This is a genomic window from Streptomyces sp. SCSIO 30461 (assembly GCF_037023745.1).
Taxonomy (GTDB): Bacteria; Actinomycetota; Actinomycetes; order Streptomycetales; family Streptomycetaceae; genus Streptomyces.
Map to the genome: position 1 here is coordinate 3,285,127 of NZ_CP146101.1, position 22,577 is coordinate 3,307,703.

Sequence of the window (22,577 nt, forward strand, 5' to 3'; positions counted from 1 at the left end):
GGACGTGGTGGTGATCGGTGTCGGCCGACTCGCCCGCGACGCCGCCCGGCAAATCCGCGACCTGCTCACCTGACCCCCTTTCGGCAAGCCGGACCCTGCCCGATGTTCAGGGTGGGCTGCGGCGCTCCAGCAGCACGACATCGCGCCACACGCCGTGGTGTCGGCCGATGCGCTCGCGGGTGCCGATCACCCGGAACCCGGCCCGCGCGTGGACGGCCAGGCTGGCGGCGTTCTCGGGGAAGACCCCGGACTGGATCGTCCAGATCCCCGCCGCCTCGGTCGACTCCGTCAAGGCTGCCAGGAGCCGCCCGGCGACACCGCGACCGCGGGCGGCGGGGTGGACATACACGGAGTGCTCCACGACCCCTGCGTACGCGCACCGGTCGGAAACGCGAGTGGCCGCGATCCAGCCCAGCAACTTCCCGTCGGCGTCGACGGCAGCGAACCGGTGCTCGGGCAACTTCGCCGCGTCGAACTCGGCCCAGGTCGGGGCGGCGGTCTCGAAGGTGGCGTTGCCTTCGTCGATCCCGGCCTGGTAGATCGCCAGGACCTCGTCCGCGTACGCCCCGGTCAGACCAGTGATGCGGATGGTCATGCGCCGGCCGCGCGGGTCAGGAGCCGGCCCATGGCGGCGAGCACGGACGGCTCGACGCGGTAATACACCCAGGTGCCGCGCCGTTCGGAGGACAGCAGTCCGGCTTCGCGGAGCTTTTTCAGGTGGTGGGAGACGGTGGGCTGGGAGACGCCGACGTCGGAGATGTCGCATACGCACGCCTCCCCGCCCTCGTGGGAGGCGACCAGGGAGAACAGGCGCAGCCGTACCGGGTCGCCGAGGGCCTTGAACATGACCGCGGTCCGCTCCGCCTCCTCGACCGTCAGCGGTCGTTCTGACAGCGGCGGGCAGCACGGTGCCACGGTTTCCGGCTCCGGCGACGGCAACACCTTCATCGTCATGACCCCATCATCCCTGTAACTTCGATGAATGTCTATGTTGACGAATATCGATATGCGGTGCACGCTGGAACCCAGGACATCGACAACTGTCGAATCAACTGGGGAGCCTCGTCGTGAACGCATCCACCGCCGCAGACCTGCCCGTTGTCGTGATCGGCGCCGGTCCCATCGGCCTGGCAGCCGCCGCCCGCCTCATCGAGCGGAACATCGAGCCCCTGGTGCTGGAGGCCGGGCCCGCCGCGGCGACGGCGGTACGGGAGTGGTCGCACGTGCGGCTGTTCTCTCCCTGGTCCGAGGTCGTCGACCCGGCCGCCGAGAAGCTCCTGGCCCCCACCGGCTGGGTCCGCCCCGACGGCGCCGCCTACCCGTCCGGCGGAGACTGGGCCACCCTCTACCTCCAGCCGCTGGCAGACCTCCTGGGCGCCCGGGTCCGGTACGGAGCCCGCGTCACCGGGGTCTCCCGCAGCGGCCGCGACCGCATCGTCGACGCCGACCGGGAGGCCCAGCCCTTCGTCATCCACTACACCGGCCCCGACGGCACCGAGGAGCGGATCCACGCCCGCGCGGTCATCGACGCCTCGGGCACTTGGTCCGCTCCCAGCCCGGCCGGGGGCAGCGGTCTGCCCGCCCTCGGCGAGAAGTCGGCGGCCGACCGGATCTCCTACCGGATCCCGGACCTGAAAGAGCCGACCGTCCGCGCCCGGTACGCGGGCAAGCGCATCGCAGTCGTCGGCTCGGGCGCCTCCGCCTTCACCGCGCTCGCCTACCTCGCCGACCTGGCCAAGTCCGACGACGGAGCTGGCACCCACACCACGTGGATCCTGCGCCGCGGGATCTCCGGCTCCACCTTCGGCGGCGGCGAAGCCGACCAGCTCCCCGCCCGCGGCGCCCTCGGCCTCGCCGCGAAGGCGGCCGTCGACGACGGCTACGCCGACGCCGTCACCGGCTTCCGCATCGACACCGCCGAACGCGACACCGACGGCCGCCTGGTCCTCGTCGGTGACGACGGCCGCCGCCTCGACCCGGTCGACGAGGTCGTCGCGCTCACCGGCCTGCGCCCCGACCTCGCCTTCCTCGACGAGCTCCGCCTCGGCCTCGACGAACGCCTCCAGGCCCCGACCGCCCTCGCGCCGCTGATCGACCCCAACCAGCACTCCTGCGGCACGGTCTACCCGCACGGCGCGGGCGAACTGTCCCACCCGGAGAAGGACCTCTACCTGGTCGGTATGAAGTCCTACGGCCGCGCCCCGACCTTCCTTGCCATGACCGGCTACGAGCAGGTCCGCTCCATCGCCGCAGCCCTCGCTGGCGACCGGGAAGCCGCCGAGCGCGTCGAGCTGACCCTGCCGGAGACCGGAGTCTGCGGTGGCGCCGGCCTCTTCGACGAGCCCACCGCCGCGGAGGAGACCGGCGGAGCCTGCTGCGCGGCCCCCGCCACGCTGGCCATCGGCGGTCCGGCGGCCTCCTCGGCTGGCTGCTGACCGGACGGTACGGTCGACAAGGTGCGCGGGCGTGATCGGGTCCGGGGTCCGGTCACGCCCCGCGCTTCGTCTGTGCGTCCGTCGACCGGCGACTTCTGGGGTCCAGTTGGACTGGATGGCGACGGGGGAGGTCAACGTCCTCACCCGCGCCGAAGTCCCCCCGTGACAGACAATCACCAACGCCGCTGCATTTGGACCTTGAGGTGCCGGTCAAGGCGGGCAAGCCCCCAGGGGCTGGGTAAGCCTGCCGCGACGAGGCTTGCCCGGCAACCTGCCGCACACGTTGCCCTGCGACGTGCCCCCATGCTGCGGCCTCACGCGGAATCCTGCACGTCACTGCACGTCACAGGCTGGGTCAAGGGGTCCGGTCCCGCCGACCACTCCCCGTCGGAGGGCGTCTTGAGCGAAGCCGGACCCGTTGGCCGGTGTCCGTAGTGGCCTCTGCCCCGGGCAAGCCTCCATGGCGGACCGCCCCGCCGGCACCGGGTAACGGTTGCGCCGACGGTTGTCTGCACAGTTGTCTGCATGGGCGGACCCGGAGTTGCCCCGGAGGTACTAACGGAGGCGCGAACCCCCTGCCCGCGATCATGAGCGTTTATGCAGGTCACACCCTGTGGGCAAGCCATTTCCCGGAGCCGACACCGCTTTGTACGCGATAGCCGTACGAAGAGGTGGGGTGTCTGGTGGGAAGACGGGCCGGGTCAGGAGGTGGAGCACTTGCGGCCGGTGATCACTTCCAGCTCGTAGAGGCCGCCATCCGGGTCATTCTCGGTTCTGACCACGCGAATCTGACCACTGGCCTCGCAGTACTTGCCGGTGCCTCCGGTGATGGCGATGAGGTAGGGGGTGCTCGGATCGCGTGTGGCGTTCTGCCAGGTGATCTCGCCGTCCTCGAGGACGTAGGACCCCCAGCAGGTGGTGGTCTCGTCCGGGGTGGAGTCGACCGTGACACAGTTGGTCGTGACGAAGCCGACTTTCCTGTCCTGCTGGTTCAGCAGGTCGGCGGTGACGTTGGGGAACTCCCCCTGTGAGTCGGTGGTGGTGAGGGTGAACTTCTTCACCCGGTTCCTGTCGTAGCCGTTGTTCTTGTCATAGTCGGTGTTCTTGTCGTAGCCGTTGTTCTTGTCGCGGCCGTTGTTCTTGTCGTAGCTGGTGCTCTTGTCGTAGCTGGTGCTCTTGTCGTGGCCGGTGTCTGCATGGGCCAGGGGCGCGATGAGCGCCGCGGGGATGAGGGCCAGTGCGCACAGCGGCAGCGCGAGTGAGGTCTTCATGAGTGTGTCCGTTCTGTGGGAGGAAGTCCTTCCGTAGGTGATCCAACGCGGGAACGGGCCGTTCTTCCTGCTGGGCATGGCCGAATGGGTGGCCCCGTCACCCACCCGGAAAGTGAGCGGGGTGCGCACAGGGGTAGCGCATCGGCCCGAGGGGCAGCGGCCCTCGGCGAAGCGGCTGGAGCAGGAGGTCAAGGCGCGGATGCCGGAGCGCACGCTGATGGGGATCGTGGCCCGGACCGCGTACTGGGTGGAGTGGTGGCGCCGCTTCGGGCCGCCCTCGGGCAACGACCCGAAGCTGAAGGACCCGTTCGGCCGGTACGTGCTGACCACGTTCGTCAAGGGCACCAACATGGGCCCGTACGAGGCCGCGAAACACATCCCCGGAGTGTCCGGGCATGAGCTGTCGTACGTGGCCAACCGGCACTTCTCCATCACGCTGCTGAACGAGGCCGTCGCCGACCTGGTCAACGCGCACGCCCGGCTCGACATCTCGCAGGCGTGGGGCGACGGCGCCGCCGTGGCAGCCGACGGCACCCCCATGGACACCTACCTCAACAACCTGCTCGCCGAGACGAGCGTGCGCTACGGCAAGGCGGGCGGGATCGCCTACCACCATATCTCCGACACCTACATCGCGAGGTCTCCGTACGAGAGGGCTCGCACAAGAACGCCACCTACACCGCGTTCCGCGAGGTCGGCCGGGTGATCCGCACGGTGCAGCTGCTGCGCTACCTCTCGGACGCACCGCTGCGCCGGCGGGTGACCGCGGCGACGAACAAGGTCGAGTCGTTCAACCGGTTCTCCCAGTGGGTCGGCTTCGGCAACCAGGGCGTCCTCGCCGACAACGACCCCATCGAGCAGGAGAAATGGACTTGACGCCGGGCATGGGGCTGGTTACGCGGACAGTCGCTGGAGCCATTCCGTCAGAAGTTGCTGTTCGGCCTGGCTGAGGGCCTTCTGGCCGGGCAGTGCTGCGTGCAGGGCACGGGCAGCACCGCTCGGTCCTGGTTCCTCAACAGCCGGTTCCTGGGTGGTGATGGTGGTGATCATCGATTCGCGTAGGGCGACAAGGAGCGCGGGGTCTCGCTCAGGCTCGGGGATGGACTGCCAGGTCAGGACGGCGCCGCTGGCGGTGGCGTGGACGATCTGGGCCGCGAGTCCCTCTTCCACGCGCAGGAGCCCCGCGCCGGCGATGCGGCGAATGCGGCCCATGAGGTGTTCGAGGCCGATCCGGAACACGGTCGTGGACCGGGCGGGTTCGCCGTACATCAGTGCGTACAGCGCGGGGTTGGTCAGTCCGAACTCGACCACGGTGTCCCAGCCGTCGCGCAGTTCTTTGACCGGGTCCTGCGGTGTGGGTTCGATCTGCTGCTTGGCTGCCAGGAACCGGGTGAAGCCGTGTTCGGCCACCGCGTCCAGCAGCCCCTTCTTGTCACCGAACAGCCGGTAGAGAGCCGGCGGCTGCAGTCCGGCGGCGTCGGCGACCGCCCGGGTGGTGACCGCGTCGCGACCCCCGCTCTCCAGCAGGCCGATCGCGGCCCCGATGATCCGGCGGCGCGTCTGCTCCCGCGCGGCGGTGCCGGGTTCCGCGGCGCGCCGAGTGAGGGTCGGTTCAACAGGCATGGATCAACGATAGCGCCATCGGGACAGCACTGGTATCGCCGTTATCCGTTTCACGTTTACATCGATAGTATCGCTGGTGCCGTTTGTGGGTTTCATTGGAAACATCAGTACGAGGAGAACCGCCATGTCTGACCGTTTGCGGATCATCGGGGTGGAAGAGACCGTCGTCGTACCGGCCGTCTACGAGGCGTACCAGAGGGCCGGATCGCCGCAGATCTTCTCGCGTGGCTTCGGGGGCAGCCCGATCGCGAAGAACTTGCACGAGGTCAGCGAGCAGCGGCTGGCCCACATGGACGACCAGGGCATCGACGTCGCCGTGCTGTCCCTGTCGTCTCCGGGCGTGCAGGACCTGCCCGAGGCCGACGCCGTGACGGTGGCGCGCGAGGCCAATGACCAGCTGGCCGACGTCGTTGCTTCCCAGCCCGCTCGTTTCCAGGCGTTCGCTGCGATTCCCACCCAGTCGCCGGCCGCGGCCGCGGCCGAGCTGGAGCGCGCGGTGGTCGAGCTGGGCTTTCCCGGCGCCATGCTGTACGGGCGTACCGGGGACAAGTTGGCCGACCACCCGGACAACGATGAGCTGTACGCGATGGCCGAGCGTCTGTCCGTGCCGCTGCACTTCCACCCGCAGACACCGGTCCAGCCAGTCATCGACGCCTACTACTCCGACCTCCCCGAGCCCATGGGCCCCGTTCTGGCCGGCGCCGGGCTCGGCTGGTACTACGACCTCGGTGTCCAGTACCTGCGCATGATCTTCTCGGGGGTCTTCGACCGGTTCCCCGACCTGCAGGTGATCGCCGGGCACTGGGGCGAGGTCGCGCTGTTCTACCTCGACCACACCGGCTTCTTCGCTGAGGCAGGCGGTCTGCGGCAGCCCCTGGCGGACTACTTCAAGCAGAACTTCTGGGTTGCCGGCAGTGGCACCAACAGCCCCCGTTACTTGCGCTGGACCGCCGAAGTGATGGGAACCGACCGGATGCTGTACTCCACCGACTACCCCTTCACCTACGGCTTCCGCCCCGGCGGTTTCCCCTACGTCGACACCAGCAACGGTGAAGCCCGCTCCTTCCTGGAGAACTCGCCCTTCACCGACGAGCAGAAGGCCGACATCGGCCACCGCAACTGGGAACGCCTCACCGCCCGCGCCAAGCGCCTGACGGTCTGAAGCGCCACCCGCAGTGGCCGGCCGGAGCACCACCGCGCGCTCTGGCCGGCCCTCACAGCCCCACCGGGGCGGACCTCGGCGCACGCCGGATCCGCGGCGAACGCGGTCCTCACCATCCCCGCCTGGCGGCTTCCTGCGCTCTGGGGCAGGGCCCCCGCCGGTCGGCAATCGATGCGTGCCAGACGGGTGACGGCCTCCTCCTCACGGTTCTGCGGGGCGAGGGCCAGCAGCTCCGTTGCGGGGTCCAGCACGGTGCCGGCCTGCTCGGCGAACCGGCCGTCGGCGGGCACGTTCACCGAGCCGCGCAGATGCCCGGCCGCGAACTCCTGCGGGTCGCGGGCGTCGACGACGACCGCGCCGGCCTCACGGCGCTCGGCGAACTCAGCCGCGGTCAGCGGGCGGGGCGCCGCCGCCGGGTCGTACAGGCCGTGCTCACGCCGGTTGAGGTCGGCATCTTAGGCGAAGCAGCCGGGGGCTGTGGACTGTCCGGCGGTGACCAGGGCGACGAACTCGGCCTCGCTCATCGGCGCACAGACGTAGTTCGTGGCCCGCTGTTCGCCGATCGTGGACCGCCTCTCCGCGGAGAGGTTCTTGCCGCAGGCAGAACCCGCGCCGTGCGCGGGAAAGACCCTCACCTCATCAGGCAGGCTCATCAGCTTGTGCTGCACGCTGTCGTGCAGCATCGCGCCGAGCTCGTCGGCCGCCACACCGACCGAGGCGAGCAGGTCGGGCCGACCCGCGTCTCCGATGAACAGCGCGTCCCCGGTCAGTACCCCGTACGGAACGCGGTCCCCGTCCATCTCGTACACCAGCACGCTGATCGACTCCGGAGTGCGCCCCGGCGTCTCCATGATCTCCAGGCTCGTACCGCGCAGGCTGATCGTCTCGCCATCGGTGAACTTGCGGATCTCGTAGTCGGTCTCGGCCCGTCGGCCGTAACCGATCCATGCCCCGGTACGCGCCGCCATCTCCAGGTGGCCCGCGACGAAGTCGGCGCGGAAGTGGGTGTTGATGACGCTGACAACGCGGAACCCGCGGGCCTCGGCGTCGGCGAGGTACTCCGATACGTCCCGGCGCGGGTCCACGACCACGGCGTGGCCCGACGACTCGTCCGCGATCATGTAGGACGCCTGGGAGAGGCATTCGAGGTAGTACTGGGCGAAGAACACGAGAGACCTTCAGCCGGGTATGCAGGACGGCGCATGGCGGACCGGGCCGGCGTCTGGCGAGGAGAGAAGCCGGAACTCCCCGGAGGGCGCGGGGCTGCACGGGCGAGCCGATCCCGAAGGGCATCCGACATCATCGAATCCAGATACCCCCAGGGGTATTATATCTCTTGACGGCAGGGTGCCTTCGTGTCCTGTCAAATGCCCCCATGGGTATTTCCTTCACCTGAGTGCGGCGCCAGTGTGACCTGCGGCACGCTCGTTTCCGCGTCGCGGGCGCCCCCTGTCGGTCAGATACCCCCTGGGGTACCATTGGAAGGCAGCGCACACATTCAGGAGGCACCGGTGAAGGTCGACGACGACGCAGTCAGCGCAGTCCTCAACCGCCTACGTCGCGCCCAGGGGCAGCTCGCGGGCGTCATCGCCATGATCGAAGCCGGACGCGACTGCAAGGACGTCGTCACCCAGCTCGCCGCCGTCTCCAGGGCCCTGGACCGTGCCGGCTTCAAGATCGTGGCCAGCGGCATGCGCCAGTGCATGGCCAACGCCGACGAGAACCAGGCCCCCATGACCGAGGAAGAACTCGAAAAGCTCTTCCTCGCCCTCGCCTGACATTCCCCAGCCAAGACGGCCCGGCCCCTTTCCGGGGGCCGGGCCGCGGTCGTTCCGTCCGCGACCCGGGCCCCATCGGACCTCGCCCGGGCAGGACGGCGACGGCCTGCTCGTAGGCCCTTGGATCCTTCGGCTCGCCCGGGGCCTGCGATGCGGTGCCGTTGCAACGGCACCGTGCGCCGACGCCCGCCCCGGGTGGGGCAATCCGGCAGTTCGGTACCGAAGATCGCCGACAGACCAGACCAGGTCATGCCGTCCAGTCGGGGGTGCGCTTCTCGCAGAATGCCCGGACACCTTCGGTGGCGATGGCGGTGCCGAAGACGGGAGCGGTGATCGGGTCCTGGACGGTGAAGGCAGCGTCGTCGTCGAGGCCGCGGGTGGCGTTGACGACCTGCCGGGTGGCCCGGATCGCGTGCGGGGAGTTGGCTTGGACCCGGGCGGCGAGGGCGAATGCGGCGTCGAGGGCTTTGCCTTCGCCGGTGAGCTGGTTGACCAGTCCGTGGCAGGCGGCGTCGGAGGCCGGGAGCGGCGAGGCTGTCAGGAGCATTTCCATGGCCAGATGGTGCGGGAGGCGGCGGGGCAGGCGGATGGCGCCTCCCTCGGAGGCGACGAGCCCGCGGGTGACTTCGGGCAGGGCGAAGAAGGCGGTGTCGGCGGCGGTGATGAGGTCGCAGGCGAGGGCGAGTTCGAAGCCGCCGGCGACCGCGGCGCCTTCGACAGCGGCGATCAGGGGTTTGGCCCGGTGGGCGCGGGTCAGCCCGGCCAGGCCCCTGTCGGCGACACGGGGAACTCCTTCGGTGGGAAATGCTTTGAGGTCCATACCGGAGCAGAAGTGGCCGCCCGTTCCGGTCAGGATGCCGACTTCGAGTCCCGGGTCGTTGTCCAGTGTCGTCAGCGCGGTGTCGACGGCGTCGGCGAGGCCCTGGTCGATGGCGTTGCGGACATGGGGCCGGTTGAGGGTGATGACGAGGACGCCGTCGCGTCGCGAAGTCATCACCATCGGATCAGCGGAGGGGTTGCTCATGGTGTCCTTCCGGTGCGGTGTGCCGGCCGGCGGCGGGCTATCGGCGGATCAGGGGCAGGGCGGCCAGGCCGCGCATGACGCGGGCCGGTCTCCAGGGCAGTTCGGCGGCGGGCTTGGCCGGCCTTACCGGACCGAGGCGTTGCAGCAGCAGAGGGAAGGCGATCGCCCCTTCGAGTCGGGCGAGGGCAGCACCGATGCAGAAGTGCGGCCCGTACCCGAACGCGAGGTGCTCGTTCGGTGTTCGCCCCAGGTCGAGGCGGTCGGGATCCTTGAACCGCTCCTCGTCCCGGTTGGCCGACCCGATGAGCAGGCTCACGATGTCGCCGGCACTGATCGTGTGCCCGTGCAGCTCGATGGGTGCCGCCGCGCAACGGAATGTCGCGTCGCGCACGGGCGAGTCATAGCGCAGCAGTTCCTCGACCGCGGTGGTGACCAGGCGCGGGCCCTGATCGTCTGAGGCCAGGCGCTGGGCTTCGTCGGGGTGGCCGAGGAGGGCGAGCATCCCGTTCCCGATCAGGTTCATGGTGGTGTCGTGCCCGACCAGCAGGAGCAGATAGGCCGTCGAGCGCAGTTCCTCTTCGCTCATCACTCCGCTCGCGTCACCCGCGCGCACCAGAGCGCCCAGCAGGTCGACCCCGGCCACTTCGCTTCCGGCCCGTTTCGCGGCGACGAGGTCGTCGAGCAGACGGTGCAGGTCCGTCTCGGCACCAGCCGGGTCCACGGGCACGCCGGGGCTGATGGTCGCCATCAGCGTCTCCCGGGTGGCCACCGTGTCGAGGTGCTCGGGGACACCGAGGATCGCGCAGATCATCCGGAATGTCAGCGGGGCTGCGAACTCCGCGATCAGATCGATGTGCAGGCTGTGCTCGACACGGTCCAGCAGACGGTGTGCCACCTCGGCGATCAGGGGTTCGAGCAGCGCGATCCGGCGCGGCACGAACGCGGAGTTCACCAGTGTCCGCAGTCGCGTGTGATCAGGCGGGTCGGCATGGACCAGGTGACGGTTGAGGCCGGCCGGCCCAGGGACGTACCCGGGAACCCGAGCCGGGTCCTTGCTCAACCGCGTATCGGTCAGCAGCGCCCGTACGTCCTCGTAACGGGAGACCTGCCAGACGGCGGGCTGGCCGGGGCGCCGCACGACGTGGGCTGGTGCGTGCCGCCTCAGCCAGGCGAAGTACGGGTAGGGATCACACCACCGGGCCGCCGACAATGCGGCCGGCTGATCTGCGGAAGTAGGGGCGGACACGGCTTCTCCGACTCGGACTGGTCGATGTGAACACCTCACCAACGAAGCCCCCCACCGGCGGATACGGCAGCACGCCGGCCCACCCGGCGCACACACCCGCAACCGGACGGACACCGGTGCTCCCAGCGCGTACAGCCGCGTTCCCGAGCGCTCCCGCGCCCACGGGCCGAGAGCGAACCTGCCGGGCGGGACGCACCCGTGGCATGTGTCTTCAGCCGGGCGGCAGGGCTCGCCGTCGGCCCTGCGATGGACCGGGCCACCTCTCGGGATCCGCCGCTGGATCCGTCGTCCGTACACGCGTCGCCGCGACCTTCGCGGCGCTCGGAGTGATCCCCCTGGCCTTCATGGTCCAGATCGCGTTCATCGTCGCGTTCGGCGTCCTCCTCGACACCCTGGTCGTACGGTCCCTCCTGGTGCCCGCGCTCGTCCGCGACCTGGGCCGGCGCGCCTGGCGGCCCGGACCGCTCAGTCGCCCTCCACGGTCTTGAACGGCTCGTCGGCACGGTCCGCTTCGTCGGCCTGGCCATGGCGGTGAAGTCGCCCGCGCCCTGCTTCGGCACGCTGCTCAGCCCGCTCCGAACGGTTCGCCGCCCCTGATCGGCCCAGGCCGGTGGGGCGCGGGCCCAGAGGGGCAGAGAGGCAGGAGGGACAGGAGGGAGGGCCAGGGCCGCGAGCACCGCGGAGACACAGTGCGCTCGGTCTCCGGCCTGGCACGTTTCCGTGTCCCCGCCCTGCCCGTGCGCTCACCGCCCCCTCGGGCAGCCGGCGTGCGGCGTGGGTGCGTGAACGTGCGGTGATCGGCCGTTGATCGGCCGTAGAGCCGTGCCGTGGACCATCGCAGCCAAGGGGAACACGGCTCGACGGTCATCGCCGGTCGCCGCCGCCCTCGGCGTGCCGTACGCCGCCCGGGCCCCGGGTCCCCAGTGCATTGGCCAACGCATGGAAGGTGGACGAGGCATGGACGGTTTTCAGCCGCTGCGGTCGACGGCGGGCTTCGGAGAGCTGCTCAGGATCCGGCGTGAACGGGTCGGTCTGACCCAGCAGGTGCTCGCCGATCACGCGACCCTCAGCGTCCGCGCGATCCGGGACATGGAGAGCGGGCGGGTGCAGCGCCCCCGGCAGGAGACGGTCCGGCTGCTGGCCGACGCGCTGCGGCTCGAGGGCGGCATCCGGTCGAACTTCGAGGCGGCCGCACGCCGGCAGACGTTCGTCGAGGAGTCGCCCGACGAACCGACCGCACCGCCTGCCGCCCGGGGTGCGATCGTCGGCCGGGAGCTGGAGGCCGAGGTCCTGACCGACGCACTCGCCGTGCACGGCGACCGGCTGGTCACGGTGGCCGGACTGGGCGGGGCCGGCAAGACCCGACTGGTGCTGGAGGTCGCACGACGGCTGCATCACGCGTCCCGGTGGTCGGTACGTTGGATCGACTGCGTCCGGCAGCCGGCCGCCGGACTCGAACGCCGCGCGGAGTTCGCCCGTGCGATCGGGGAGCGGCCCACCCTGCTGGTGCTGGACGGCGCCGACGCCGGAGTGGACACGGTCCTGCTGGACGATCTGTTCCACCGTTGTCCCGGCTTGCGGGTGGTGATCACGGCCAGACTCCCGCAGCCGCTGCCCGGCGGCCAGGTGATCCCGCTCGCTCCGCTACCGACGCCTGGTCCTGAACTCGACCACGACCCGGTGGCACTGGCCGAGGTGGGGGCCGTGCGATTGCTGCTCTCGCACCTGAGACGGCTTCGCCCCGGCTACCGGATGGAGCCCGACGAGGCGCCCGCCATCGCCGCGCTCTGCCGCCAGCTCGACGGTCTGCCAGGGGCACTGGAATTCGCGGCGGGCTGGTCGACGGTGCTGTCCCCGCGCCAGTTGGTGGCGCAGCTGGCGGACGGTCCGTTCCAGCTGGCACCGCCGCCTGCCGGATACGGCGGCGGGGCGGACGTGGGTGCGGCCCTGGGGGCCGCGCTGGACCGGCTGACGCTCGATCAGCGGGATCTGCTGGAGAGGCTCGCGGCCAGGCCGGGGGACTGGTCGGGGGAGGATGCCGTCGAGCTGAGTGGACGACCGCCGCAGGAGGGTCTCGCGGCGGTGCACGAGCTGCTGGCGAGCGGGCTGATCCGCAGCGTCCCTGCCCGCGACGGTGTCCGTTTCACCGTGCTGAACCTCTGCCGGCGCCTGTGCGGGGGTGCGTACCCGGAACTCGCGGCGGCGAGCTGAGCCCCTGCCGGAGGCTCGGTCCCGGGCTGCCGATACTGCCCGAATCCTGCCGGGTGAGCTGCCGGTCCGGCGCCCGGATGCTCCCTAGCGTTCTGTCCACGGCCGGGCGAACCGGACACCCCTTCGCCCCGGACACCCGGAGTCCCCCCACTCCCCGGGACTCCCCACCATCTACCGACACAGAGGGTTTGCGCCGTGGAGCAGCATGCCGTGGAGCAGTACGGAAAGGCCGAGCCGGCCGGTCTGGACATCGTCGTGACGACCATGGCCTCGGACTCGCACACCTGGAATCTGGTCTTCCTCCAGTTGCTGCTGGAAGAGCTCGGACACCGGGTCACGAACCTGGGCGCGTGTGTACCGGACGAACTGCTGGTCGCCGAGTGCCGCCGGATCGAACCGGACCTGATCGTGCTGAGCAGTGTCAACGGGCACGGATTCCACGACGGTCTGCGCGTGGTCGCCGCGCTGCGTGCCTGCCCTGAGCTGATCCGCACCCCGACCGTGATCGGCGGGAAGCTCGGAATCGCGGGCTCCGGCTCCGGCTCCGGTGTCTCGGAACGGCAGCGGAAGCTGCTGACGGCAGGTTTCGACGGGGTCTTCGAAGAGGGCGGATCGGTAATGGAGTTCACGTCCTTCGTCGACTCGCTGTCTCCCGCGGCCAAGGCGCTGCCGCCCGGGTCGGGCTGCCTGCCCGACGGCCCTGAGGCGCTGACCGCGGAGTCGGGGGTGCTGCTGTGATCGGTTTCGGCGGTGGCACGAGCGAGGCGCTCACCGGCCGCCGTAACGCGCCCACCGTCCTGGCGTCCACCCCCACCGTCCTGGCGTCCGCCCCCGCCGTTCCGGAGTCCGGCTTCGGTGCCTTCGTCGCCCGAGCCCGGGCGGCCGGCACCCTCGTCGTCCAGCCCAGGATGGGCATGGCCGCCCCGCTGCTGATGCGCGACGGCCTGCTCGCCACCCGGAACGCGGACGCCGTCACCGTGGGCACCATCACGCTCGACAGCTACACCCGCACCGGCGACCTCGGGGCCGCGCGGCGCGCCCTCGCCGAGGGAGTCGGCCTGAATGGCTACCCGATCGCCACCCACCCCCCGGACACCACACGTGCCGTGCTGCGGGGCATCACGGACGCGCGGTTCCCGGTACAGGTCCGGCACGGCTCCGCGATGCCGGAGCACATCGTCCGCGCGCTGCTGGCGGTCGGCCTGGACGCCACCGAGGGCGGCCCGGTCTCGTACTGCCTGCCGTACAGCCGCACGCCGCTGCGTGAGGCGGTCGCCAACTGGCAGCGTTGCTGCGAACTGCTTTCCTCTGCCGCGCAGTTCGGTGCCGAACCGCACCTGGAGACATTCGGCGGCTGCCTGATGGGCCAACTCTGTCCACCGAGCCTGCTGATCGCGGTCAGTGTGCTGGAGGCGTTGTTCTTCCGACAGCACGGATTGCGTTCCCTTTCCCTCAGCTACGCCCAGCAGGCCGACCCGCGCCAGGACGAGGAGGCGCTCACCGTTCTCGGAAGGCTGGCCGCCGAACTGCTGCCGGATGTCGACCACCACGTCGTGCTCTACGCCTACATGGGCGTCTTCCCGCGCTCTCCCGGCGGCGCCCGGCTGCTACTGGAAGACGCGGCCCGGCTGGCGGTGCGGGCGGGCGCCGACCGGTTGATCGTCAAGACCACGGCCGAGGCGCACCGCATCCCGACGGTGGGCGAGAACGTCCTGGCGCTGGAGACTGCCGCGGCCGCCGCGGCCGCCGAGCGCGCCGGGTCACCGCGGGCCGCCCTGTCGGGCACGCATGCCGGGGGCACCGGCATCGAGGACACCGGCATCGAGGCGGAGGCACGTGCCCTGATCGGTGCTGTGCTGGAGCTGGACGCGGACGTGGGCCGCGCGCTGGTCAAGGCCTTCGCGGCGGGCTACCTGGACGTCCCCTACTGCCTGCACCCGGACAACGCCGGACGGTCCCGCACCTCGATCGCGTCCGACGGCAGGCTGCGCTGGTCGAGCGTCGGGTCGATGCCGTTGGCCGTCCGCTCGGACGGAGGCCCGCGCCCCCCGATCCTCGGCTCCGCCGGGCTGCTCTCGGCGCTCTCCCACGTCCAGCGGGCCTACGACGCCCGCGCCGCCGCACAGCCGGCCTTCGGCGCGGCCCCCGGCCTGCTGCCTCCGCCCGTACCGCCCCGCGCGACGACCACGCCACGACGAGAGTTGGGACTTACCACACCATGACCACCGACAGGCTCACTGCCTCCGTACCCCTCCCGGACCCCGGTCGCCACCTGACGGCGCCCGCCACCCGAAGCGCGCTCCGGATCCAGCACCAACTTCTGTCTGCTGCACGTGAGTTCCTGCACGAGCAGGGATTCACCGAGTTGCTTCCACCGATCATCGGACCGGTCACCGACCCCGGCTCGCGCGGCTCCAAGCAGGTCGACGTCGACTTCTACGGTCACCGCTACAAGCTGATGACAAGCGCGATCCTCTACAAGCAGGCATCCCTGCTGGCCTTCGACAAGATCTTCTGCATCGCCCCCAACGTCCGGCTGGAGCCGCTGGAGACCGCCGGCACCAGCCGCCACCTGGCCGAGTTCCATCAGCTCGACGTGGAGATGGCGGGTGCGACCCGGGATGACGCCGTTCGCCTGGTCGAATGCCTGGTCGTGCGTATGGTCGACAGCGCGATACGTGAACTGCCCAAGGAATTCGCCGAACTCGGGCGTGACGTGGACGCGTTCGCCGAGCTGCTGAAGGGCTCGTTCGGCCGGATGCGGCACGCCGAGGCCGTCGCCGAACTACAGGGACTCGGGCATCCGCAGAGCCCGGACGCCGAACTCGACTGGGCCGGTGAGGCACTGCTCTCCGCCCAGCGGGACCGCCCGTTCTTCGTCACCGACTACCCGAAGGGCTCGCGCGGATTCTACGACCGGGAGGATCCCGAGCAGCCGGGCCTGCTGAAGAACTTCGACCTGATCGCGGCTGAGGGCTACGGCGAGTTGTGCAGCGGCAGCCAGCGCACCAACGACTACGCGGAGATCGTCACCCGGATGCGGGAGACCGGCGAGAACCCGCAGAAGTACCGCTGGTATCTGGACCTGGTCCGTGAAGGTGTACCCGGCAGCGCGGGCTTCGGCATCGGAGTCGAACGGCTGACCCGCTACGTCGCCGGACTGGAAGCGGTCTGGCAGGCCAGTGCCTTCCCGAAGGTGGCCGGGGTGGTGTCGCCATGAGCGATCTGTCGGCGCCGGGCTTCCCGGAGGAGGAGGTCCGGTGGCGTGCCCGGGTCGGTACGGCGGCGGCCTTCCCACCGCCCGGCGACTACGGCAGGGTCCTGTTCGGCGCGGAGCACCGGGAGGCCCGGCGCCCTGACGGCGAGCGGGACGCGCTCGACGCGGCACGGATCACGCCGCCGGTGTTCATGCCGCAGCGGCTCGCCCGGCTGATCGACCTCGGCCGCGAACCGGACTACCGGGACGTCGAACTCGGCACCGAAATAGGTGGGTTCACCTCCTCCCTGCCGCTGTACGTGTCCGCGCTCGGCTCCACCCGGGCGGCCGGTGGCGACCTCGGTCTCGCGCTCAGCCGACAGGCGGGCGCACTCGGAGTCCCCATGGTGATCGGGGAGAACATCGTCCCGGTCAACGGCTACGGCCGACTCGGCGAAGCTGCGGACCGGGCGCTGCTCGGCCGTCTTCGCGCCTATGGGGAGGAGTTGCCGGACGGACGGGGCGGTGTGGCCGTACAGCAGTCGACCGAGGACGCCGACGCCGAGGTGTGGAATCTCGTCTACAGCGACCCGGCCGCTCTGCCGCTGCTCGAATCAGGGCGTCTGGCTTTCGAGTTGAAGCTCGGCCAAGGGGCCAAGCCGGGTCTCGGCGGGATGACCGTGCTGGACGCGGAGGCAGCCGGACGGCTCGGTGACAGATACGGTCTTGACAACGTCTTCGGTGACGGCAGGGTGCTGCGCTCCAGCACTCCCGGCACCTTCACGGCGGAGATCCTGCGCCAGCAGATCCGGTTGATGCGCAACAACTTCCCCCGCGCCCGGATCTGGGTGAAGCTGCACCCCGGCCGGGACGTCGCCGATGCCGCTCGGGTGGCCACCGAGGCCGGAGCGGACGCAGTGACGGTGGACGGCGCCGAAGGGGGCACCGGCTGGGCGCCGGGGATCTTCCCCGACCAGGTCGGGCTGCCGGTGGCAGAGTGCCTGCGTCGGCTGGCGGCGGCGGGGTCGCTGCCCTGCCTGTTGGTCTCCGGACGGATCTGGGAGGGCGGCCGTGCGGTGAAGAGCCTGGCGCTCGGCGCCCGCGCCGTGGGGCTGGGCAGAGCTGCACTGCTCGCCGCGGCCGAGGACCCGCAGGCCGGGCTGATCCGCTTCGCGGAGTGCCTCGCGCTCGAACTCCGCTTGCTGATCAGTGCGCTCGGGAAATACGCACCGACCGCATTGGACCGGGACGACATATGGTCCCCTGACTTTCCCGGAATAACCGTGACCGGCTGACAAGGCACTACCGGCCCAGGGCGTGTTGCGAAAGTCCCTCCTGACCCGCGACGCCTGGCACGCACGCTCGCTGCGTTGTCGGAGTCATCCAAGTACGTCCAGTACGAGGATGATCCTCCGCCTTGCGATCGCACGCACCAGACGCCGCAGGCCCCGCCCTGCGGGGCGGACGGAGCTACTTTCGCAACACGTCCTAAGCCGGTTCCCTAAGGGCTGTCCGCAATCCCGGTGGATCGGCGTGCGGCGTCAGATGGATGGGGTCTCCCTTGGCCCTTGGCCCTTGAGCCCGCCGGGGCGTTCGAGCACATCCCGGCGGGCTGTACCGCTTTCCGTGACTTGCGCCGTTGGACCGGCAGTTGAAACTGCCGACGGTCTTCCGGGCTTTCTGCCGATCGGCGCCGATACACCGCCATATTTTCGAGACGACCACCCGCAGCGTCGTCAATTCATCGGGGTTGGATGATGGAATCTCGCGATCTCCCTTTCATATCCGTCGCACACCGGTTCCCGGACCGCCCAGCCCTACGGCTCGGTTCCCGGACCGTCGCCTACCGGGAGCTGGACGAGCTGAGCGGAGCCCTCGCCGCCCGGATCGCCCCCGGACGGACGGTGGCCGTCACCGGCCGGGACCGGCTCGACCACGTGGTCGGTCTGCTCGCCGCCCTGCGCGCCGGTGCCACCTACCTGCCACTTGAGCGGGAGGCACCCGAGGAGCGCAACCGCTGGATCCGCGAGAACGCCGGAGCGACCCTCTCCTACACCGACGGCGAACTGCTCGCGTCAGATGAGCCGACGGCCGTCCGGGACCCCGCCGGACCCGTGAACGGACCGGACCCGGGCAGCTGTGCCCGTGACTCCGCTGCGGGCTACCTGATCTACACCTCCGGCACCACCGGTCGCCCCAAGGGCGTCCATGTGCCGCTCGCCGTGCTGGCCGGCCATCTGGCCGCCGCCGTCGAGCGTTTCGGCCTCACCGAGGACGACGTGGTGCTCCACTTCGCTCGCCCGACCGTGGACGTGGCTCTCGAACAGGTGCTCACCGCACTCTCGGTCGGCGCCTGCGTCCTCGTCCCCGAGCAGCAACTGCTCGCCCCCGCCGCCCTGCTGGAGCTGCTGGACGTCGAGGGTGTCACCGTGGCGAACCTCGCCGCCGGCTACTTCCAGGAGGTGGTGGCCGCGCTGCGCCAGAACAGCCGTCCGCCGGGTGCCCTCCGCCTGATGATCTCCGGCAGCGACCGGCTCCACCCCGACGCCGCCTCCGGCTGGTGGGCCGCCACCGGTGTGCCGCTGCTCAACGCCTACGGGCCCACCGAGACCGTCGTCACCGCCACCGTCCACGAACTGGCGCAGCCGACCGCGGGGGAGTACGACTCCGTCCCTATCGGCCGCCCGCTCGGCGACCGCCGGGCCTATGTGCTGGACGACCGGCTGCGGCCGGTGGCGCCCGGTACGTCCGGCGAGCTGTACATCGGCGGGCCGCTGCTGGCCTCCGGCTACCAGGGCAGTCCGGGATCGACAGCCGCCCGGTTCGTCGCGGACCCGTTCGTGGCGGAGCCGGGCGCCCGGATGTACCGCACCGGTGACATGGTCCGGCGGTCCGGTATCCGGTCCGATGCGCATACGGGTAGCGATGCGCACACCGGTACCGATGCGGGAACCGATGCCGGTGATGAACGCGCGCTGGAGTTCATCGGCCGCGTGGACCACCAGGTGAAGGTCCGAGGATTCCGCGTCGAGCCCGGCGAGATCGAGCAGGTGCTCGCCGCGCACCCGGACATCGCCGCAGCGGTCGTCGTGGCGCACGAGGGCCGACTCGCCGCGTACACGACCGGCAGCGCATCCGATCCCGCCGCGCTGCGCGCCTACCTGTCCGAGCGGCTGCCCGAGCACATGGTCCCGGCGACCGTGACCCCGCTGGACGCCTTCCCGCTGACTGCCGGGGGCAAGGTGGACCGCGCGGCGCTTCCCGAGCCCCAGGCCCCGCCTGCCGCCCCGGTCGTGGGCCGGCGCCCGCCGCGCACCCCCGCCGAGCAGTTGATCGCCGCCGTCTGGGCCGACGTGCTCGGAGTGACCGAAGTCAGCGCCGATGACAACTTCTTCCATCTGGGCGGGGATTCGCTCACCGCAGTGCGTGTCGTCGGGCGGGTCTTCGACGCCTTCGGCATGATCTCGCCGTACACCATCTTCGACGCCCCGACCCTCGCCGAGTTCGCCGCCGCGGTGACCGCGGCATCGGACGGCGGCGAACGCCAGGAGCTGACCCGGACGGGCGCCACCGAGGCGCCGCTCGCGCACTTCCAGCGCGGTCTCTGGTTCCTCGACCAGTGGAATCCGGGCGCGCCGACCTACAACGTGCCCTGGGTGTTCCGCTTCGCCGGACCGGTCGACCCGGAGCTGCTCCGCCGGTCCCTGGCGGGCGTGATCGACCGCCACGAAGCACTGCGCACGACCTTCGAACTGGGCGAAGACGGCCCCCGGCAGGTGGTCCACGCTTCGGTGGAACTGCCGTTCACCGTCGTGGAGACCGATGCCGACGCCGTGGACGGCCTGCTCTCCGAGGCCGCGCTGGTGCCGTTCGACCTGGAGACCGGCCCGCTGGTCCGCGCCTGTCTCTATCGCACCGGCGACACATCCACCCTGCTGCTGCTCTGCCACCACATCGTCTGGGACGAGGGTTCGCTACCGGTCCTGGAAGCCGAAGTGGCCGCCCTGTACGAGTCCCTGTCCACCGGCTGTCCCGCCGGATTGCCCGAACTCCCTGTACAGTACGCCGACTACAGCAGCTGGCAGCAGCACGACGGAACCGCCGAACGGCAGCTTGACTACTGGCGCGAGCAGTTGTGCGAGGCGCCGACGGAGCCCGTGCTCCCCGCCGACCGGCCCCGTCCCGAAGCGCAGGCCTTCCGAGGCGCCTTCCACCGCTTCGCGATGCCGCGCGCGGTCGCCGAAGCCGTCCGGGCACTAGCCCGCAGCGAGGACGCGACACCGTACATGGTGCTGCTCGCCGGACTCGCGCTCACCCTGCACCGCCGCACCGGTCGGCGCGACATGGTGCTCGGTTCCCCGGTGAGCGTCCGCGGAAGAGCCGAACTCGACGCACTGATCGGCTACTTCGTCAACCTGCTGCCCCTGCGGGTACGACTGGACGAGGGCATGGACTTCCGTGAGCTGGTCCGGCACGTCCGCGAGGTGGCGATCGGCGGGTACCGCCACCAGGAGGCGCCGTTCGACGCCATCGCGGGCGCCGTGATGGAGCAGCGTCCCGACGACCGCACCGATGACCGCAACCCGCTCTGCCAGGTGCTGCTGGAGCTGCACCCCTTGGACACCCGCCCGCTGGCCATCGGCGGCACCGAGGTCACCCGCGAGCTGCACTCCAACCCGGTCTCCCGCTTCGACTTGTCGATCTCCGTCGACGACCGGGGCACCGACTTCACCGGCCGCTTCGAATACGACTCCGACCTGTTCGACCCCGCCACCATGGCCGCGCTGTGCGAAGCCTGGCTCGGCACCCTTGCCGCCGCTGTCGAAACGCCCGTGCACACGCTGTTCGAGGACCGGGCGGCCCGGCAGCCGCACGCAGTCGCCCTGGTCTCCGGTGCGGAGAGCCTCGACTACGGCACGCTGAACGAGCGCGCCAACCGTCTCGCCCACCACCTCGGTGGCGGCCTGGGCATCGGTCGCGGCGACACCGTCGCCATCCTGGTCGAGCGCGGACCCGACCTGGTCGTCGCCCTGCTCGCGGCGCTGAAGACCGGCGCCGGCTACACCCTGCTCGACCCGGACTTCCCGGCCGAACGCCTGGCCGGTGCCTGTGCGGACAGCGGCGCCGCCCTGCTGGTCACCCACCGGGACGCGAGCCCGCCGTTCCCGGTCGCCCACCACCTCGACCTGGACGCCGAAGCCGCAGCCGTCGAAGCCTGCCCCGGCCATGACCCCGGTCTGACGGTCACCGGTGCCGACCTCGCCTGCGTGATGTTCACCTCCGGCTCCACCGGCCGCCCCAAGGGCGTGGCCGTCCCGCACCGCGCCCTCACCACCACGTACCTGGGCCAGGACTACGCCCGCTTCGGCCCCGACGAGGTGTGGCTCCAGTGCTCCCCGGTCTCCTGGGACGCCTTCGCCCTGGAGCTGTACGGGGCACTCGCCTTTGGCGGGATGTGCGTGCTCCAGCCCGGCCAGCGGCCCGAACCGCAGGCGGTCAGCGAACTCACCCGTCGGCACGGCGTCACCCAACTCCAGCTCTCCGCGAGCCTGTTCAACTTCCTTCTGGAAGAGTTCCCGGAGACCTACGACGACCTCAGGGTGGCGTTCACCGCTGGTGAGCGAGCCTCCGTCACCCATGTCGGCAAGGCACTCGAACAGTGGCCCGACCTGGCCGTCGCCAACGGCTACGGCCCGGTCGAAAGCCTCGGCTTCACCACCTGCCACCGTGCCACCGGGGAGGACGCTTCCGGTGCCGCCATCCCGATCGGGCACCCGCTGCACGGCAAGGCGATCCACGTACTCGACGAGCGGCTGCGCCCCGTCCCTGACGGCACCACCGGTGAGCTGTACGCGTCCGGTGGCGGTCTCGCCCTCGGGTACGTCGGCCGACCCGGGCTGACCGCGGAGCGGTTCGTCGCCTCCCCGTTCGGTGCGCCGGGCGAGCGGCTCTACCGCACCGGCGACCTCGGCCACCGCACTGCGGACGGGGTGCTGGACATCACCGGCCGGATCGACGACCAGATGAAGATCCGCGGTTTCCGGGTCGAGCCCGGGGAGATCGAGGACGCGCTCACCCGCCACCCGTCCGTACGGGAGGCCGTCGTCACCATCCACGAGCCCACCCCGGGAGACCGCAGGCTCGCCGCATACGTGACCGCGACCGCCGGAGCGCCGGTGCCGGTCCAGGACGCGCTGCTCGACCATCTGGCGCGGCTCCTGCCCGAGCACATGGTGCCCGCCACCTGTGACGTACTGGACGCGCTGCCGCTCAACTCCAACGGCAAGGCCGACCGCAGGGCCCTGCCCGCCCCCGCCGAGCGCCCGGAGGCGGCCCCGGCCGACGTCCTGACCCCGGAGCAGCGACTGGTGGCCGAAGCCGTCCGGGCTGTGCTGAAACTGACCGACGCGCTCGGTCCCGACGCCGACTTCTTCCGGGTCGGCGGCGACTCGCTGGCCGCCGTGCGGGTCGCCATGCGGCTCTCCCGGGAGACCGGCACCCGGGTCCCACCGCAGGCGGTGTTCCGCGGCCGGACGATCGGCGCCATCGCCGAACGTCTGGCCGCGCGATGAAGCCGCCTCCGGTGCAGCCGCAAGCCCGTCCGACCGTCAGCCGACCCACCCGACCGAAG

17 protein-coding genes and 2 pseudogenes are annotated in these 22,577 nt (G+C 70.7%); 12 read left to right on the plus strand and 7 right to left on the minus strand.

Annotated elements, in window-relative coordinates:
* Window positions 1-106: 106 nt before the first annotated feature.
* Together V1460_RS14505 and V1460_RS14510 are read right to left on the minus strand one after the other, a co-directional pair.
* On the minus strand, window positions 107-595 hold the full coding sequence (locus V1460_RS14505; protein WP_338674137.1) for an N-acetyltransferase family protein: 489 nt from the start codon (window positions 593-595) through the stop codon (window positions 107-109).
* Entirely contained in the window at window positions 592-954 is a 363-nt protein-coding gene (locus V1460_RS14510) for a metalloregulator ArsR/SmtB family transcription factor (RefSeq protein ID WP_338674138.1), read from the minus strand. Before V1460_RS14510 ends, V1460_RS14505 begins: the two co-directional genes overlap by 4 nt.
* A gap of 113 nt (window positions 955-1,067) precedes the next feature.
* On the opposite strand from V1460_RS14510, the gene V1460_RS14515 reads away from it, so the two are divergent.
* Window positions 1,068-2,435, plus strand: a complete 1,368-nt coding sequence (locus tag V1460_RS14515; protein ID WP_338674139.1) for an NAD(P)-binding domain-containing protein — start codon at window positions 1,068-1,070, stop codon at window positions 2,433-2,435.
* Between the two features lie 701 nt (window positions 2,436-3,136).
* Here the strand turns inward: V1460_RS14515 and V1460_RS14520 are convergent.
* Complete coding sequence (locus V1460_RS14520; protein ID WP_338674140.1) at window positions 3,137-3,706, minus strand: allene oxide cyclase barrel-like domain-containing protein; 570 nt, start codon at window positions 3,704-3,706, stop codon at window positions 3,137-3,139.
* A 37-nt stretch (window positions 3,707-3,743) separates the two neighbouring features.
* Between V1460_RS14520 and V1460_RS14525 the strand changes: the two genes are divergently transcribed.
* Complete coding sequence (locus V1460_RS14525) at window positions 3,744-4,412, plus strand: Tn3 family transposase (RefSeq protein WP_338674141.1); 669 nt, start codon at window positions 3,744-3,746, stop codon at window positions 4,410-4,412.
* The gene (locus V1460_RS14530) at window positions 4,409-4,582 is read left to right on the plus strand and encodes a Tn3 family transposase (protein ID WP_338674142.1); all 174 of its coding nucleotides are present in this window, start codon (window positions 4,409-4,411) and stop codon (window positions 4,580-4,582) included. The genes V1460_RS14525 and V1460_RS14530 overlap by 4 nt, the downstream gene beginning before the upstream one ends.
* An 18-nt stretch (window positions 4,583-4,600) precedes the next feature.
* Here V1460_RS14530 and V1460_RS14535 read toward each other — a convergent pair whose 3' ends face one another.
* Window positions 4,601-5,329 carry a TetR/AcrR family transcriptional regulator gene (locus V1460_RS14535; RefSeq protein WP_338674143.1) on the minus strand — a complete coding sequence of 243 codons (729 nt, stop codon included), beginning with the start codon at window positions 5,327-5,329 and terminating at the stop codon, window positions 4,601-4,603.
* 124 nt (window positions 5,330-5,453) lie between these two features.
* On the opposite strand from V1460_RS14535, the gene V1460_RS14540 reads away from it, so the two are divergent.
* A complete protein-coding gene (locus V1460_RS14540; RefSeq protein ID WP_338674144.1) occupies window positions 5,454-6,491 on the plus strand; it encodes an amidohydrolase family protein in 1,038 nt (345 codons plus the stop codon).
* Between the two features lie 134 nt (window positions 6,492-6,625).
* Here V1460_RS14540 and V1460_RS14545 read toward each other — a convergent pair.
* Window positions 6,626-7,660, minus strand: a pseudogene (locus V1460_RS14545) (rhodanese-like domain-containing protein); the annotation flags it as partial.
* 342 nt (window positions 7,661-8,002) lie between these two features.
* On the opposite strand from V1460_RS14545, the gene V1460_RS14550 reads away from it, so the two are divergent.
* A complete protein-coding gene (locus V1460_RS14550) occupies window positions 8,003-8,269 on the plus strand; it encodes a metal-sensitive transcriptional regulator (protein WP_338674145.1) in 267 nt (88 codons plus the stop codon).
* A gap of 247 nt (window positions 8,270-8,516) precedes the next feature.
* Here V1460_RS14550 and V1460_RS14555 read toward each other — a convergent pair whose 3' ends face one another.
* Both V1460_RS14555 and V1460_RS14560 read right to left on the minus strand, forming a co-directional pair.
* On the minus strand, window positions 8,517-9,293 hold the full coding sequence (locus tag V1460_RS14555) for a crotonase/enoyl-CoA hydratase family protein (RefSeq protein ID WP_338674146.1): 777 nt from the start codon (window positions 9,291-9,293) through the stop codon (window positions 8,517-8,519).
* Window positions 9,294-9,330: 37 nt separating this feature from the next.
* Window positions 9,331-10,539 carry a cytochrome P450 gene (locus tag V1460_RS14560; protein WP_338674147.1) on the minus strand — a complete coding sequence of 403 codons (1,209 nt, stop codon included), beginning with the start codon at window positions 10,537-10,539 and terminating at the stop codon, window positions 9,331-9,333.
* Between the two features lie 299 nt (window positions 10,540-10,838).
* Here V1460_RS14560 and V1460_RS14565 point away from each other — a divergent pair.
* The 7 genes and pseudogenes from V1460_RS14565 to V1460_RS14595 form a co-directional block, all read left to right on the plus strand.
* Window positions 10,839-11,027: pseudogene (locus tag V1460_RS14565) on the plus strand (MMPL family transporter); the annotation flags it as partial.
* A gap of 469 nt (window positions 11,028-11,496) precedes the next feature.
* Window positions 11,497-12,750 (plus strand): helix-turn-helix domain-containing protein, encoded by a 1,254-nt coding sequence (locus V1460_RS14570; RefSeq protein ID WP_338674148.1) that lies wholly within the window; start codon window positions 11,497-11,499, stop codon window positions 12,748-12,750.
* A gap of 195 nt (window positions 12,751-12,945) precedes the next feature.
* Window positions 12,946-13,488 (plus strand): cobalamin-dependent protein, encoded by a 543-nt coding sequence (locus V1460_RS14575; protein WP_338674149.1) that lies wholly within the window; start codon window positions 12,946-12,948, stop codon window positions 13,486-13,488.
* An 80-nt stretch (window positions 13,489-13,568) separates the two neighbouring features.
* Window positions 13,569-14,972, plus strand: a complete 1,404-nt coding sequence (locus tag V1460_RS14580; protein WP_338678053.1) for a methylaspartate mutase — start codon at window positions 13,569-13,571, stop codon at window positions 14,970-14,972.
* A complete protein-coding gene (locus V1460_RS14585; protein WP_338674150.1) occupies window positions 14,969-15,970 on the plus strand; it encodes an asparagine synthetase A in 1,002 nt (333 codons plus the stop codon). The genes V1460_RS14580 and V1460_RS14585 overlap by 4 nt, the downstream gene beginning before the upstream one ends.
* Window positions 15,967-17,241, plus strand: coding sequence for a glutamate synthase-related protein (locus V1460_RS14590; protein WP_338674151.1), 1,275 nt, complete (start codon window positions 15,967-15,969; stop codon window positions 17,239-17,241). The genes V1460_RS14585 and V1460_RS14590 overlap by 4 nt, the downstream gene beginning before the upstream one ends.
* Window positions 17,242-17,700: 459 nt before the next feature.
* A complete protein-coding gene (locus tag V1460_RS14595) occupies window positions 17,701-22,518 on the plus strand; it encodes an amino acid adenylation domain-containing protein (protein WP_338674152.1) in 4,818 nt (1,605 codons plus the stop codon).
* The last annotated feature ends 59 nt before the right edge of the window (window positions 22,519-22,577 follow it).

Coding starts and splice junctions, on each gene's coding strand:
- V1460_RS14535 (WP_338674143.1), bottom strand. CDS start 5,329: ATGCCTGTTGAACCGACCCTCACTCGGCGCGCCGCGGAACCCGGCACC.
- V1460_RS14595 (WP_338674152.1), top strand. CDS start 17,701: ATGATGGAATCTCGCGATCTCCCTTTCATATCCGTCGCACACCGGTTC.
- V1460_RS14590 (WP_338674151.1), top strand. CDS start 15,967: ATGAGCGATCTGTCGGCGCCGGGCTTCCCGGAGGAGGAGGTCCGGTGG.
- V1460_RS14540 (WP_338674144.1), top strand. CDS start 5,454: ATGTCTGACCGTTTGCGGATCATCGGGGTGGAAGAGACCGTCGTCGTA.
- V1460_RS14555 (WP_338674146.1), bottom strand. CDS start 9,293: ATGAGCAACCCCTCCGCTGATCCGATGGTGATGACTTCGCGACGCGAC.
- V1460_RS14510 (WP_338674138.1), bottom strand. CDS start 954: ATGACGATGAAGGTGTTGCCGTCGCCGGAGCCGGAAACCGTGGCACCG.
- V1460_RS14570 (WP_338674148.1), top strand. CDS start 11,497: ATGGACGGTTTTCAGCCGCTGCGGTCGACGGCGGGCTTCGGAGAGCTG.
- V1460_RS14505 (WP_338674137.1), bottom strand. CDS start 595: ATGACCATCCGCATCACTGGTCTGACCGGGGCGTACGCGGACGAGGTC.
- V1460_RS14585 (WP_338674150.1), top strand. CDS start 14,969: ATGACCACCGACAGGCTCACTGCCTCCGTACCCCTCCCGGACCCCGGT.
- V1460_RS14520 (WP_338674140.1), bottom strand. CDS start 3,706: ATGAAGACCTCACTCGCGCTGCCGCTGTGCGCACTGGCCCTCATCCCC.